Here is a 14,531-nt window from a genome sequence, read left to right as displayed (position 1 = left end):
TGAAGCGACAAAGCATTTGGAACAACCTATTTTTATTGGAATTATGCCGTTAGTAAGTAAGCGGAATGCAGATTTTCTTCATTTTGAGGTGCCGGGTATTACTCTTCCTGAAGAAATAAGAGAGAGAATGGATGGACATGAAACGAAAGAGGCAGCAATTGAGGAAGGGATTCGCATTTCACAAGAATTGGTCGACGCAGCGATGAAATATTTTAATGGTATTTATCTTATTACACCATTTTTAAAGTATGAAATTACAGAACATCTTGTTAAATATGTAAGAGAAAAGCAAGAAGTGAAAGAAGGTATTAATTGATGAAGTGTATAGAAGAAAAATTGAAAAATAGCATTTTAATATTAGATGGTGCAATGGGGACAATGATTCAGCAAGAGGATTTAACTGCTGAAGATTTCGGAGGAGAAGAGTACGAGGGCTGTAATGAATATTTAGTGGAAACAAGACCAGACGTTATTTTAAAGATTCATAAAGCTTATATTGAAGCTGGAGCGGATATTATTGAAACAAATACATTTGGGGCAACGAATATTGTACTAAGTGATTATGAGCTGTCTCATTTAGATGAAGAACTAAATGAAAAGGCAGCACTTTTGGCGAAGCAAGCTGTTAAAGAAAGCGGGAATGAAGTATATGTTGCGGGAGCGATGGGACCAACAACGAAAGCAATTAGTGTTACTGGTGGTGTGACTTTTGAAGAATTGATTGAAGCTTATACAAGGCAGGCACGAGGATTATTAAAAGGAGAAGTTGATGTATTACTCGTTGAGACGAGTCAAGATATGCGTAACGTGAAAGCAGCTTATATTGGAATTCAAGCTGCTTTTGAAGAACTGAAAAAAACGGTTCCTATTATGATTTCAGGTACGATTGAGCCAATGGGAACGACTCTGGCTGGGCAAACAATTGAAGCTTTTTATTTATCAGTAGAACATATGAAACCATTATCTGTTGGGTTAAACTGTGCGACTGGTCCGGAGTTTATGAGGGACCATATTCGTTCACTATCTGATTTATCGGAGTGTTACATTTCTTGTTATCCAAATGCAGGTCTTCCTGATGAAGATGGACATTACCATGAATCTCCATCTTCTCTTGCTGAAAAGGTGAAGCGATTTGCTGAAGAAGGATGGGTTAATATTATTGGTGGTTGTTGTGGCACGACACCAGAACATATAAAAGCAATGAAATCCGCGCTAGCATCTCTTAAGCCTCGTAACCATCATGAGAGAGAAGGACATGGAATTAGTGGATTAGAAGCACTGCAATATGATGAGTCTATGAGACCGTTATTTGTAGGTGAAAGAACGAATGTTATTGGGTCACGTAAATTTAAACGATTAGTAGCAGAAGGGAAATTTGAAGAGGCTGCTGAAGTGGCAAGAGCGCAAGTGAAGAAAAATGCTCATATTATTGATATTTGTATGGCAGATCCTGATCGCGATGAAATAGAAGATATGGAAAACTTCTTAGCAGAAGTTACGAAAGTTTTAAAAGTACCGATTATGATTGATTCAACAGATGAAAATGTGATGGAGCGAGCTCTTACTTATATTCAAGGAAAAGCTGTTATTAATTCAATTAATTTAGAAGATGGAGAAGAACGATTTAAAAAAGTGACACCGCTTCTTCAGAAGTATGGTGCTGCTATAGTTGTAGGAACAATTGATGAAGACGGTATGGCGGTTAGTGCGGAGCGAAAGATAGAAATTGCGAAAAGAAGCTATGAATTACTTACAAAGAAGTATGGGATACGCCCGTCAGATATTATTTTTGATGCACTTGTGTTTCCGGTAGGGACAGGTGATGAAGAATATATTGGTTCAGCAGCAGCGACTATAGAAGGAATTCGCCTTATTAAAGAAGCGTTACCAGAGTGTTTAACGATTTTAGGGGTAAGTAACATATCATTTGGTTTACCACCGGCTGGACGTGAGGTATTAAATTCAGTCTTTTTATATCATGCTACGAAAGCAGGGTTAGATTATGCGATTGTGAATACGGAAAAATTAGAACGCTATGCGTCGATTCCAGAGGAAGAAAAACGCCTTGCAGATGCACTACTGTTTGAAACGACGAAAGAGACGTTAGAAGAATTTACAAACTTTTACCGAGTTGCTAAAAAGAAAGATATCGTTGTGCAAGAAACGTTAACGCTTGATGAAAGACTAGCAAATTATATTGTAGAAGGTACGAAACAAGGATTACACGAGGATTTAAGTCTTGCGCTTGAAGAAGGAAGAAAACCTCTTGATATTATTAACGGTCCGCTTATGACAGGGATGGATGAGGTAGGACGACTATTTAATAATAATGAACTTATTGTTGCTGAAGTATTGCAAAGTGCTGAAAGTATGAAAGCTGCTGTAAGCTATTTAGAGCCACATATGGAATCTAGTGATAGTGCGAAAAAAGGGAAAGTATTATTAGCAACTGTAAAAGGTGACGTGCATGATATTGGGAAAAATCTCGTTGAAATTATTTTAGCAAATAACGGATATGAGATTATTAATTTAGGAATTAATGTACGTTCGGATCGAATTGTTCAAGAAGTACAAGAAAAGAAGCCGGATATTATAGGCCTTTCCGGTTTATTAGTAAAATCAGCGCAACAAATGGTAACGACTGCTGAAGATTTAAAAGCAGCAAATATTGATGTTCCCATTGTTGTAGGTGGTGCAGCGTTAACGAGAAAGTTTACAGATAATCGGATTTCACCATCATATAAAGGGCTCGTTTGTTATGCGAGTGATGCGATGACGGGGCTCGATATTATTAATAAGCTTCAAAAAGAAGAAGAGCGTGAGAAGATGAAACAGGATAAAAAAGAACGTCATCTTCATATCGTAAAAAAAGAGGAGAAGAAAGTAGAAATTCCAGCAGTAATTGAGCCATTACCGAAGGCTGAAGTTATCGTGCCTGATTCAACAAAACGAATTGTATTACGCGATATTCCGGCCCTTCATCTCGCTCCATTTTTAAATAGACAAATGCTACTTGGGCATCACCTTGGATTAAAAGGAAATGTGAAGAAGCTTTTGAAAGAGGGAGATAAGAGAGCACATGAATTAAATGATTTAATAGATGAATTATTGCAGGAAGGACAATCTTGGTTAAAGCCGAAAGCAGTGTATCAATTTTTCCCAGCGCAAAGCGACGGACAAAACATTGTAATATATGATCCAGAAGATTATACGCGTGTTATAGAGCGTTTCACATTCCCTAGACAAGGAAAGGCTCCCTATCGTACTTTAGGTGATTATTTGCGCCCAATAGGAGATGAGATGGACTATGTTGCTTTCTTATCTGTTACGGTTGGGGAAGGAGTTCGGGACATTGCTGAAGAGTGGAAGGCGAAAGGTGATTACTTACGTAGTCATGCCATTCAATCGTTAGCGCTTGAATTAGCGGAAGGACTTGCTGAAAAAACACATATGCTCATTCGTGACCGCTGGGGCATTCCGGACTCACCTGAACTGACGATGGAAGAACGTTTCCGTACGAAATATAGAGGAATACGAGTGTCATTTGGTTATCCGGCGTGTCCAGAACTTGCAGATCAAGAAAAGCTATTTCGCTTAATTCATCCAGAGGAAATAGGTATTTCATTAACAGAAGGATTCATGATGGAGCCAGAAGCGTCCGTAACGGCTATGGTATTTTCTCACCCTGAGGCAAGATATTTTAGTGTATTATAGTCTAGAAGGGGGAGACGTATGAAGAAAATAGTCTTTACAGGTGGCGGTTCGGCAGGACATGTAACACCTAATTTAGCCATTATCCCATATTTACAGGAAGACAACTGGGATATCTCTTATATTGGTTCTCATCAAGGTATTGAGAAAACGATTATAGAAAAGGAAGGCATTCCCTACTATAGTATTTCGAGTGGAAAGCTACGTCGTTATTTTGATTTGAAAAATATAAAAGATCCTTTTCTTGTAATGAAGGGTGTTATGGATGCGTATGTAAGGATTCGAAAACTAAAACCAGATGTGATTTTTTCAAAAGGCGGTTTCGTATCTGTACCAGTCGTAATTGGAGGATGGCTAAATAGAGTACCAGTTTTATTACATGAATCTGATATGACACCAGGACTAGCAAATAAAATTGCGCTTCGTTTTGCTTCGAAAATATTTGTTACATTTGAAGAAGCAGCGAAACATTTACCGAAAGAAAAAGTAATATATACGGGATCTCCTGTACGTGAAGAAGTGCTGAAGGGAAATCGTGAAAAAGGTTTAGCGTTTTTAGGTTTTTCACGTAAAAAGCCAGTTATTACGATTATGGGAGGCAGCTTGGGCGCGAAAAAAATTAATGATACGGCTCGAGAAGCATTACCAGAACTTCTTAAAAAATATCAAATTGTTCACCTTTGCGGAAAAGGTAACCTTGATGAAAGTTTACAAAATAAAGAAGGATATAGACAATTTGAATATGTACATGGAGAACTGCCAGATATATTAGCGGTAACAGATTTTGTTATTTCACGCGCGGGCTCCAACGCAATTTTTGAATTTTTAACATTACAAAAGCCGATGGTTTTAATTCCATTATCGAAATTTGCAAGCCGTGGAGATCAAATATTAAATGCAGAGTCCTTTGAAAGGCAAGGGTATGCCTCCGTATTATATGAAGAAGATGTAACTGTAAAATCTCTTATAAAGTATGTCGAAGAATTGAATCAAAATAATGAGAAGTATAAAACAGCACTAAAAAAATATAATGGAAAAGAAGCAATTAAAACAATCATTCAAAATATTTCAGAGGCATGATGAAACAATCATGCCTCTTTTAGTAGGGTGAAAGATTCCAAGAATTGATATTTTTATGTTACAATAAAGTGAAACTTTAATCAGTTGGGTTCATCCCACATCTAACTTCTTTACTGTTACTAAATTTTGAGGAGGTAGTCTTACTGCCCTCAAATAGCGGGATAACAAATGGGTTAATAGGGAAATTCCAATTAATGAGGCGTGAAAATACGAATGGATTAGGAGTGACTGTGTTGGAGCTAAGTCTCTATGAAAATACTGCACTTATTATATGCTTTGTGTTGTACGTTGGTAGTGTTATTGTTTATATTTCAAGGAAATTTTTGCAAGAAAGAGAGCTTGAAAAGTCAGAGATAACAGCTGAACTAGAAATGTTAGCTGATGAAAGTTATAAAAAACAAAAAATAAAAGAAGACCATGAAGCATCCCATCATTTAAACGCAAATAAGTTTTAAAGATGGGGATTTTTTTTGAAGTTGTTCTTTATTGTAGCTATAACAAATAACGCTAAAAAGGAGTTTCCCCATACACAATGAAGGAGTGTATATAAATGAATTTTTATATCGCCTCAGGTTTCCAAAATAAACATCTTGTACATTCCGTAGCAAATGAACTGAAACATGCAGGATGGCACCATACATATGATTGGACCAAAAACGAAAGAGCAGCGAATGAAGAACAATTAAGAGAAATTGGTCAGGCAGAACGAAATGCTGTAAAAGAAGCGGATGTATTTTTACTTATATTAGATGGTGGAAACGGGAGCCATACAGAGTTTGGAATGGCGATTGCACTAGAGAAAACGATATATGTATATCATGCAGGAAACCCGCTCCAAACAACGTTCTATCACTTGCCAGAAATAAATATTTTTGAAGGAGATGTAGCTGAGTTTGCATCTTTTGTTATGAATCATGTGAAATAATAGTAACTACCTAAAAGGTTATAAAAGTGATCTTTTGGGTACAGTGATGATAAGAAACGTATATAAAGGAGTACATAATATGAAATTAGAAAATGGATGGGAAACGAGCTTTTTAGAAGTCGCACAAAATAGTGAATTTAAGAAAGAGGCACTTCTTAGTCAATTGCTTTGTCAGGATAGTGAAGAAGTAGAAGAGCTTGTGGATGATTACGGCTACGAAGAACTTGTTGAACGTGAACATGATGATGAGTTAGCTGAAATCTTAGGAGAAGAACTTTTTAGTGAGATGGAACGCCAAGTATTCTTATCTTCAAATCCAGAAGAAAAACTTATTTCATTCGTCAATGGATTAGGTTTTCATGTGCTAGATTGGATCGTTCTTCTTGAAACAGAATTTGGCATTGATAGTGCAAACTTTACATCAGATGCTGTGAAGGTGTTAGAAAAGCGTTTCAGACAGTTTCCATACATAGAGGACAAGACAATTTTTGATATGACATTTGGAGAATCGATGGATGTATTAGAATCTGTTACAGGATTACAACTAAAGGAAAAGATGAACGTATAATGAAAAAAGAACGTGATTGGATCACGTTCTTTTTTTACATAATAATAATTTTATCATCTAGTTTTGTTTGCCCGGTAAGAAGTGCGTTTAAATATTCCACTTTTCTTATACAAGCTTGTATATGTCTTTCAATCTCTTGTAACTCTGCTTGGTGATGCGTTTCAATTGGATGAATTTGTACGTTGAATTTTTCAAATTGACTACTATATGTTATTTCTGCATAGCCGCTCATAATATCGGTTTCGTTATGAAATAAAAATTGCTTCGTTTTGTCACAGAATGATACATCCTGAAAGCCATATACTTTTAATGCTTCAATTACTTTTTTAATCATTTTTGTATTCATTTTTTAACCCTCTTTACGAAGTTCTACTTATATATTATAACATAAAAAATTACATAGAAAGCGCTTCCAAGTGTATTTTATTATAAACTTTACGTTTCAATCACAAAAATGAAACAAAGAAAAAATAATTGTAAAGAAGGAAGGACTCTTTTATTGTTTCGTCATATATATAGAGAAATAGTGCAATGAAAGGAAATTTTCCGAGGTGGAGATCGTATTTCCAATTTGAGCGCAGTAAAAGAGGTGAGAATTTTGAACTTTGATATTGTAGGACAAAAAGCATATATAAAAGATGGACCGCATCGGAACCGAATTGGAATTGTAAAGAAAAACGAGACAAAATTAGCATCGCAGTTTGCTATTGTAATTGGAGAACAAATCATTGATGTAGAGCTAAAGGATATCGTGTTAGTTGGAGTAGACGTAGGACAATTTCATAAATGGTGCGAACAAAATGGTTATTTGTGAAAAGGACGGGCTGTGAGATAATGAAATATATTTGAGGAAAGAGGATATGTTATCATATTCTCTTTTTCTATGTTTCAGGAGGCGAAAATGAAATATAAAGAACAGGAGTTTACGTTGGAGTTAAAAGAGAACATTCAATGTATGGAGAAGGAAATAGAGCGAATATCACTTAAACTGCATAAAGAGTATGCGATTTATACATAGAAAAACACATGGAATTAGATATGGGATTTGCAAGAGAAAAAGAGAATCCCTTTGAGGTGGGTTATTATTCATCAGTTGCCATAGCTATATTAGATGAAGAAAAAGAGATGATTGAATTTCACTATATTCCAATTTGGAAATGCGAAAAAATCTTTTTAGGAATGTCAATTCAATCAAACATTTTTGGGAGTAAGAAAGTAGGGGAACTTGTTGATGAATCTTGTTATGAGATTGAGGAGGAGTTAAAAGAGCAACTAGAAGAATACTTGGAGTAAGAATTCTCAAGATAAAATCTATAAAGAGGGAACGGAATAAAAAAGACGCTAACAATTGTATGTTAGCGTCTTTTTTTCATTATGAAGCAATTTCACCAGTTTTTGTATCATCTTGATTGTACGTATCTTGATTTAATTCACCAAGCCATTTACTTGAAATAAGACCTGCTGTCATAGAACCACTTACGTTAAGAGCTGTACGACCCATATCGATTAATGGCTCAACCGAGATAACTAGAGCAACAATACCGATTGGTAAGTTCATTGTAGATAGTACGATTAAAGCTGCGAATGTTGCACCGCCACCAACTCCGGCAACACCGAATGAGCTAATAGCAACAACAGCGATTAAAGTTAAAATAAATTGTGGTTGTAATGGATCAATTCCTACAGTTGGAGCGACCATCATTGCAAGCATTGCTGGATAAATACCTGCGCAACCGTTTTGTCCGATAGATACCCCAAATGAAGCTGCGAAGTTTGCAATTCCTTCGGAAATACCAAGCTTTTCTTTTTGAGCTTCAATATTTAATGGCATCGCACCAGCACTAGAGCGAGATGTGAATGCAAAAGTTAGTACAGGGAACACTTTTTTCAAATATTGAATTGGATTTAAACCAGACAATGCAATTAATAATAAGTGAATGATAAACATTACGATAAGTGCTACATAAGAGGCTAACACGAAGTTACCAAGCTTTAAAATAGCATTTATATCGCTACCAGCAACTGTTTTTGCCATAAGAGCTAATACGCCGTATGGAGTAAGGCGTAAAATTAATGTTACCATACGCATTACGATTGCATATACAGCATCAAGCATTTTCTTAAATAGTTCTGCTTGTTCTGGATATTTTCGTTTTACACCTATAAAGGCAATGCCGATAAAGGCTGCAAATATTACGACAGAAATTGTTGATGTTGGACGAGCGCCTGTTAAATCAAGAAACGGATTTGTAGGCAATAGCTCTAATAATTTATCTGGAATTGTTGTCTTTTCAATAGAAGTAAATCTTTCTTCAACTAGTTTCAGACGAGCAGATTCTGCATCACCTTGTTGCAAGCCTGCTGCAGATACATCAAATCCTGCACTTGCAGCGATACCGACAGCTGCAGCGATTCCTGTAGTAAGAATTAAAATTCCGATAATAAGACCACTGATTTTACCAAGGTTTTTCGTTAACTGTAATTTTGTAAAGGCTGAAATAATAGATACTAAAATAAGTGGCATAACGATCATTTGAAGTAATTTCACATAACCGTTACCGATTAAGCCAAACCAAGTATTTGATTCAATAATTATTTTAGAAGTTGGTTCATAAATAAATTGTAATATAAGACCGAATATAATTCCGACTCCTAAAGCAGTAAATACACGTTTATTAAAAGATACATGCTTACGTTGCATATAATATAATACGCCAACTAAAATGAGCATGACTGCAACGTTAATTCCGACAAGCAGTGTATTCATGTTGATTCCCCCTAATTCCAATCTGTTATATAGAATATAAGGCAATAAAACCTATAAGTCAACTAGGAAATTCCGGAATTAAAAAAAGATGGCAAAATGCCATCTTTTAATGTCCAGCCCCAGGGACAAGTAAAAACGTCGTGTAGTATGTAAATCCTATGAAGAAAACAGTTAAATATGCCCCAAATACGTATATATACATACGCTCTGTTAATTTTAAATAGCTTAAAAGTACGAAGAAACCTGTTTGTCCTAAAAATAGTAGTGCGGTCTGTTGCATATCCCCTACGTAAAACATAACCGAGAAAATTCCAGTCCAAAAGCCGAGAACGCGAAACATGCGCTCCATGCCATCTCCCTCCTTTTCTAAAAAAAGTAAACCTCACCTCATTATAGTTTATTTTTCTTACTATTGTAAATATTCATTCATATAAAAAGAAGCCAATTATTATTGGCTTCTTTTTATATGAGAAATTAAATTGTTAGTTTATAATTACAAGATTTACATCCATCTAATAGACTATCATTTCGAGTTAATTCCATGTTAGGGAATAGGATTTCAAAAATTCCTTTCATCATATCTCCGTGCATGTTACAAATTTCAGTTGGATGATGAACAGCAACTTCTTTAAATGGACAATTGTGTACATCATAGAAAATTTTTGTTCCATCTGCACTTAATTCAAATGCAGGTGATAAGCCAGCTGTTGAGAAAGCTTCTTTTGCAATTTGAACTTTTTGTTCCACTGTTAAAGCATCTTCACTCACATTTAAACGTTGCATATGTTGTTGCATTAATTCAGCTCCGAATTGTTTTCCTGTTTCGTATAGCGCTTTCTCACCAGCAGCGCCAAGGCTAAGTAAAGAATTAAATGCGATTCTTGCTAACAATTGATAATCACGGAATGGAAATTGTAATTGGATAACATCTTCAGATAAGACATACAATCTGCTCGGTCGTCCGCCTTTTCCAGTTTTCTTCGTTTCCGATTTTAGCATATGAACATCTTCTAATTTAGATAAATGTAAACGCGCTACGTTTGGATGAATATCGAATTCATCTGCAATTTCTTGTACCGTTACGTAACTATGTTTTTGCGAAATATATTTATAAATGTAATAACGAGTTGGGTCAGATAATACACCTGTAATTTTTAAAGCTTGTTCCATGAGGATCTCCACCTTTATCACTTTATCCAAGATAATAACATTATAATACAGATAAACATGAGTATAGGTAATTTCAGACAATAATTCGGAAATTGTTCATAATTTCACAAACATATTTTTCCTTTTTCCTCTATTGAAAATACAAAAGTCCAAATTTTTATTGCGAATGTTTTCATGCTATATACATAGTGAGGAGGGAAAAGTAATGAATGGGATTGAAATTTTTGCGAATACAATTTTAAAAGAAGCGTGTAGGGTACAAGCGTCAGATTTACATATTGTGCCCCGGCAGAAGGATGTAGCAGTGCAACTACGTATAGGAAAAGATTTAATGACGAGACAGTGTATTGAAAAGGAGTTTGGAGAAAAACTTGTCTCACATTTCAAATTTTTAGCATCTATGGACATAGGAGAGAAACGGAAGCCACAGAATGGTTCGTTGTATTTGCAAATTGATGGACAAGAAGTGTATTTACGCCTTTCAACACTTCCAACAGTATATCAAGAAAGTCTCGTTATTCGCCTTCATTTACAAGCATCTGTTCAGCCCTTATCACATCTTTCGTTATTTTCAAGTACGGCAGCAAAACTACTCTCGTTTTTACGCTATTCACAGGGGCTACTCGTATTTACTGGACCGACTGGATCTGGGAAGACGACGACAATGTATGCATTATTAGAAGTAATTAGAAAAAAGAAAACACGTCGCATCATTACACTTGAAGATCCGGTTGAAAAAAGAAGTGACGATGTATTACAAATTCAAATAAATGAAAAAGCGGGTCTCACATATGAAACAGGATTAAAGGCTATTTTACGTCATGATCCAGATATTATTTTAGTCGGTGAAATCCGGGATGAGGAAACAGCAAAAATAGCTATAAGGGCAAGTTTGACAGGACATTTAGTAATGACAACGCTGCATACGAATGATGCGAAAGGAGCAATCATTCGTTTCATGGATTATGGTATAACGAGGCAAGAGATTGAACAGTCTTTATTGGCTGTAGCTGCACAGCGACTTGTCGAATTGAAGTGTCCGTTTTGCAGAGGAAAGTGCTCAACTTTATGTAAATCAATGAGGCAAGTAAGGCAAGCAAGCATTTATGAGCTACTATATGGACATGAGTTAAAACAAGCACTTAAAGAAGCAGATGGAGAATGTGTTACTTACAAACATGAGACTTTAGAATCGTCAATACGAAAAGGATATGCTTTAGGTTTTTTAGAAGAAGATGTTTATGTTTAAGAAAACTTGGAGTTTAAGTGATCAAGTAGTATTGTTGAAACGTTTAGGAGAATTATTAGAAAAAGGCTACTCTCTTTTACAAGCATTAGAATTTTTACAGTTTCAATTACCTGTAGAAAAGAAAGTACAATTGCAGCGCATGATTGAGGGGTTAAAAGATGGGAAAAGTCTACACGATTCTTTTCATCAGTTAAAGTTTCATCAGGACATGTTAAGTTATCTATTTTATGCCGAGCAACATGGTGATATTTCTTTTGCTTTGCAACAAGGAAGTGCACTTCTTTATAAGAAAGATAAGTATAGGAAAGACATGATGAAAATAATGCAGTATCCTATGTTCTTGATGTTTTTTCTACTAATCATGCTTTTTATTTTTAACCTCATTTTATTACCTCAGGTTGAAATGGTTTATAGTTCGTTCGGTTCTAATACACCACTACTTACAGAACAAATTTTAAGTGCAATAAAACTGCTACCATACATTATTTTAACCGCTATTTTAACTGTTATTATTGGATGTAGTTTATACATGTTGTATTTTAGGAAACTTCCACATATTAGACAGGTAAAAATCATGCTTCGTATTCCTCTCATCAAAACATTTCTTATTTTAAAGCATTCACATTATTTTGCTACTCAGTTGAGTGGTTTATTAAATGGTGGACTATCAGTATGCGAAGCTTTAACAATAATGATGGAGCAAAGATATCATCCGTTCTTTCAATATGAAGCGAATCGGATTGAAAGACAATTAATTGGAGGAGAACAGTTACAATCTATCATTGCTAAAAGTGGGTATTACGAGAAAGAACTTTCTTATGTTATTACGCATGGACAAGCAAATGGCAATTTAGGGATTGAATTAGGTGACTATAGCGATCTTATTATGGAAAAGATGGAACGAAAAATTAAACATATGTTAGTTATCATTCAGCCTATTTTATTTACATGTATTGGAGGAATCGTTGTCCTTATGTATTTAGCGATGATTATGCCGATGTTTCAAATGATGAATTCTATTTAGGGGGCATTTGTATGCAGAATGAGGAAGGATTTACTCTGTTAGAGATGCTATTAGTAATGGTTGTCATAACTATATTATTACTATTAATTATTCCAAATGTAGTTACACAGCGTTCATCGGTCCAAGGAAAAGGGTGTGCAGCTTACGTGAAATCTATAGAAGCGCAAATACAAGTATATCAATTACAACATAATAAAATTCCATCGTTAAAAGAACTGGCAGATGAAAAGTATATTACAACTGATAAGTGTCCGAATGGCGAATCTATTCATATATCAGATGATGGCACAGTATCAATTAGGGCATTGTGAAACAACAAGGGTTTACTTTTTTAGAAATGTTACTCGTTTTATTTGTTATTTCTGTATTAAGTATAGTTACGTATTTTAGTGTTCATTCCTTATACGAGCGACAAAAAGTTGAACAATTTTTGAGACAGTTTTCAAATGATATTTTGTATATGCAGCAATTAGCGATAAACCATCAAAAGCACTACACATTACGTTGGCATAAAGATAGAAATATGTATGCTATAAAAGAGTCAGGTACAAAGTATTATATCGTCAAGCGAGAGTATGAAGAAGATATACAAATTGATTTGCATACGTTTCCAAATCCGATGACATATAACCCAAGTGGAAATATTAATAGAGGTGGTACGATTATAATTTCGTATAGAAATTATAAATATGAAATTGTATTTCAGCTTGGAAGAGGGAGATTTACGTATCGTGAAATGTCAAAAAGGATCCATAATGGCTGAAATGATTGTATCGTTAAGTGTTTTAATGATGGCTGTATCGTTACTACTACCGCAAACAGTATTAGTTATGCAAGAAAGAAAAAATATACAAATTCGTTATAAGGCAACTGGATTATTAAAAAAAGAAGCAGCTATATATATGTATGGAAATGAAGAAAAGCGAATAATAGAAAAGAAAATAAATGGAATTGGGTATTACACATATTGGGGAGGCAATGAAGTTTGTACCATGTGGAAAGATGTGAAAGACAGAATGATGGAACAATGCTTTTATGTAGGAGAAAAAATAAATTAGAATTTGGTTTTTCATTAATAGAAATGATTGTATGTCTGTTTCTATTATCAATATTTTTTTTGCTCTTTCCCCGCCTACATTTCATTGAAATGGAAAATAAACAGTCGAAAGGGTTAAATGATTGGGAGTGGGATGTGTATTTAGGGCAAATGCAATTGGAGTTTCGTGAAGTATCATCTGGAGAACAGCTAGCATTTGAAAATGGAGAAAGTATTTTACAATTCCGATCGCGTAATGGGAGTGAAGTATCGTATGAAAAAGAGAATAGTCGTCTTATAAGAAAGGTAGATAGGCGCGGGAGGGAAGTTGTTTTACAAAATATTGGAACGGTTTCTTACAAACTAACACCTCATGTACTCATTATAAATGTGAAAGATACTAGTGGGAAAATATATGAAGGTGTAGTTATGCGATATAGCGAAATAGGAATAAACGTATGAGAAAGCAAAAGGGATTTACAATGCCTGGAACGATTATCTTTCTTATTTTATTAACTTCTTTTTTTATATACGAAACAAATATGTTGTTTACAGATAAAAATTTTTATATAGGAATAGAACAAAAATTTTTATTGGATGAATTACTTAACCGATCTATTACAGATATAAAAAAAGACTTACAGCAAAAAGAAAAAGAAGGTACGTTTTTCTTTCAGTATGAAAAGGGAGAAGCGAGTGGAAATTATGTCTTTGAAAATGATTTAATTCTCGTTGCTTTGCAGTGTACACTCAAACAGGAAGCTTTCTATACGGTGAGTTTTCGGTATAGAAAAAAGGATGGGAAAATAGTCGATTGGATAGAAGGATAATATGTAAAATATATATATAGATAAACCAGGATTTCCTATTGTAAATTGAATTGATTTTTTAGAAGAAATGGACAAATATAATGATCAAAAGTTTAAATTTTCTCAAAAAAGAGAAAGGTAGAAAGAATATGATATATTCATGCTATCCAATCATTATTTTTAGGGAGAATA

17 protein-coding genes and 2 pseudogenes are annotated in these 14,531 nt (G+C 34.7%); 15 read left to right on the top strand and 4 right to left on the bottom strand.

The annotated features are described in order from the left end of the window. The 6 genes and pseudogenes from HMPREF2590_RS07120 to HMPREF2590_RS07095 all read left to right on the top strand — a co-directional run. Positions 1 to 316: pseudogene (locus HMPREF2590_RS07120) on the top strand (bifunctional homocysteine S-methyltransferase/methylenetetrahydrofolate reductase); the annotation flags it as partial. Next, positions 316 to 3,714 (top strand): methionine synthase, encoded by a 3,399-nt coding sequence (gene metH / locus HMPREF2590_RS07115; protein ID WP_000649686.1) that lies wholly within the window; start codon positions 316 to 318, stop codon positions 3,712 to 3,714. The pseudogene HMPREF2590_RS07120 and the gene metH, both read left to right, overlap by 1 nt. 18 nt (positions 3,715 to 3,732) lie before the next feature. Next, on the top strand, positions 3,733 to 4,791 hold the full coding sequence (gene murG / locus HMPREF2590_RS07110; protein WP_000724777.1) for an undecaprenyldiphospho-muramoylpentapeptide beta-N-acetylglucosaminyltransferase: 1,059 nt from the start codon (positions 3,733 to 3,735) through the stop codon (positions 4,789 to 4,791). Between the two features lie 194 nt (positions 4,792 to 4,985). Beyond that, positions 4,986 to 5,246 (top strand): DUF3966 domain-containing protein, encoded by a 261-nt coding sequence (locus HMPREF2590_RS07105; RefSeq protein ID WP_001250698.1) that lies wholly within the window; start codon positions 4,986 to 4,988, stop codon positions 5,244 to 5,246. Between the two features lie 95 nt (positions 5,247 to 5,341). Then, complete coding sequence (locus HMPREF2590_RS07100; RefSeq protein WP_001012333.1) at positions 5,342 to 5,716, top strand: nucleoside 2-deoxyribosyltransferase; 375 nt, start codon at positions 5,342 to 5,344, stop codon at positions 5,714 to 5,716. A 79-nt stretch (positions 5,717 to 5,795) separates the two neighbouring features. Then, positions 5,796 to 6,284, top strand: a complete 489-nt coding sequence (locus tag HMPREF2590_RS07095; RefSeq protein ID WP_000764237.1) for a hypothetical protein — start codon at positions 5,796 to 5,798, stop codon at positions 6,282 to 6,284. A 34-nt stretch (positions 6,285 to 6,318) separates the two neighbouring features. On the opposite strand, the gene HMPREF2590_RS07090 is transcribed toward HMPREF2590_RS07095, so the two are convergent. Beyond that, on the bottom strand, positions 6,319 to 6,630 hold the full coding sequence (locus HMPREF2590_RS07090; protein WP_001093237.1) for a hypothetical protein: 312 nt from the start codon (positions 6,628 to 6,630) through the stop codon (positions 6,319 to 6,321). Positions 6,631 to 6,882: 252 nt separating this feature from the next. Here HMPREF2590_RS07090 and HMPREF2590_RS07085 point away from each other — a divergent pair, with 252 nt between their 5' ends. Both HMPREF2590_RS07085 and HMPREF2590_RS07080 read left to right on the top strand, forming a co-directional pair. Further along, positions 6,883 to 7,098: a DUF3912 family protein gene (locus HMPREF2590_RS07085; RefSeq protein WP_001008326.1), complete on the top strand. Its 216-nt coding sequence runs from the start codon at positions 6,883 to 6,885 to the stop codon at positions 7,096 to 7,098. Between the two features lie 87 nt (positions 7,099 to 7,185). Beyond that, positions 7,186 to 7,577, top strand: a pseudogene (locus tag HMPREF2590_RS07080) (hypothetical protein). A gap of 79 nt (positions 7,578 to 7,656) precedes the next feature. Here HMPREF2590_RS07080 and HMPREF2590_RS07075 read toward each other — a convergent pair. From HMPREF2590_RS07075 to HMPREF2590_RS07065, 3 genes are all read right to left on the bottom strand, one after another. Beyond that, positions 7,657 to 9,051, bottom strand: a complete 1,395-nt coding sequence (locus HMPREF2590_RS07075) for an L-cystine transporter (RefSeq protein ID WP_001094332.1) — start codon at positions 9,049 to 9,051, stop codon at positions 7,657 to 7,659. A gap of 106 nt (positions 9,052 to 9,157) precedes the next feature. Further along, the gene (locus HMPREF2590_RS07070; RefSeq protein WP_000440721.1) at positions 9,158 to 9,400 is read right to left on the bottom strand and encodes a DUF2626 domain-containing protein; all 243 of its coding nucleotides are present in this window, start codon (positions 9,398 to 9,400) and stop codon (positions 9,158 to 9,160) included. A gap of 125 nt (positions 9,401 to 9,525) precedes the next feature. After that, positions 9,526 to 10,221 (bottom strand): helix-turn-helix transcriptional regulator, encoded by a 696-nt coding sequence (locus tag HMPREF2590_RS07065; RefSeq protein WP_000434125.1) that lies wholly within the window; start codon positions 10,219 to 10,221, stop codon positions 9,526 to 9,528. Between the two features lie 205 nt (positions 10,222 to 10,426). Between HMPREF2590_RS07065 and comGA the strand changes: the two genes are divergently transcribed. From comGA to comGG, 7 genes are read left to right on the top strand one after another with little or no spacing between them, the layout of a single operon-like run. After that, complete coding sequence (gene comGA / locus HMPREF2590_RS07060) at positions 10,427 to 11,470, top strand: competence type IV pilus ATPase ComGA (RefSeq protein WP_070861378.1); 1,044 nt, start codon at positions 10,427 to 10,429, stop codon at positions 11,468 to 11,470. After that, the gene (comGB, locus tag HMPREF2590_RS07055) at positions 11,463 to 12,494 is read left to right on the top strand and encodes a competence type IV pilus assembly protein ComGB (protein WP_000475184.1); all 1,032 of its coding nucleotides are present in this window, start codon (positions 11,463 to 11,465) and stop codon (positions 12,492 to 12,494) included. Before comGA ends, comGB begins: the two co-directional genes overlap by 8 nt. Before the next feature lie 11 nt (positions 12,495 to 12,505). Continuing rightward, on the top strand, positions 12,506 to 12,805 hold the full coding sequence (comGC, locus tag HMPREF2590_RS07050; RefSeq protein WP_001178686.1) for a competence type IV pilus major pilin ComGC: 300 nt from the start codon (positions 12,506 to 12,508) through the stop codon (positions 12,803 to 12,805). Further along, entirely contained in the window at positions 12,802 to 13,257 is a 456-nt protein-coding gene (comGD, locus tag HMPREF2590_RS07045) for a competence type IV pilus minor pilin ComGD (protein WP_000813142.1), read from the top strand. The genes comGC and comGD overlap by 4 nt, the downstream gene beginning before the upstream one ends. Then, positions 13,250 to 13,552, top strand: a complete 303-nt coding sequence (locus HMPREF2590_RS07040) for a competence protein ComG (protein ID WP_070861376.1) — start codon at positions 13,250 to 13,252, stop codon at positions 13,550 to 13,552. Before comGD ends, HMPREF2590_RS07040 begins: the two co-directional genes overlap by 8 nt. After that, positions 13,522 to 13,992 carry a competence type IV pilus minor pilin ComGF gene (gene comGF, locus HMPREF2590_RS07035; protein ID WP_000923098.1) on the top strand — a complete coding sequence of 157 codons (471 nt, stop codon included), beginning with the start codon at positions 13,522 to 13,524 and terminating at the stop codon, positions 13,990 to 13,992. Before HMPREF2590_RS07040 ends, comGF begins: the two co-directional genes overlap by 31 nt. Beyond that, the gene (gene comGG, locus HMPREF2590_RS07030; protein WP_001231273.1) at positions 13,989 to 14,360 is read left to right on the top strand and encodes a competence type IV pilus minor pilin ComGG; all 372 of its coding nucleotides are present in this window, start codon (positions 13,989 to 13,991) and stop codon (positions 14,358 to 14,360) included. The genes comGF and comGG overlap by 4 nt, the downstream gene beginning before the upstream one ends. Positions 14,361 to 14,531 lie beyond the last annotated feature (171 nt).

Source organism: Bacillus sp. HMSC036E02, from assembly GCF_001836235.1.
Lineage (GTDB): Bacteria > Bacillota > Bacilli > Bacillales > Bacillaceae_G > Bacillus_A > Bacillus_A cereus.
The sequence above is the reverse complement of the archived record's forward strand: the minus strand, read 5'-3'. Positions and strand labels throughout refer to the sequence as shown.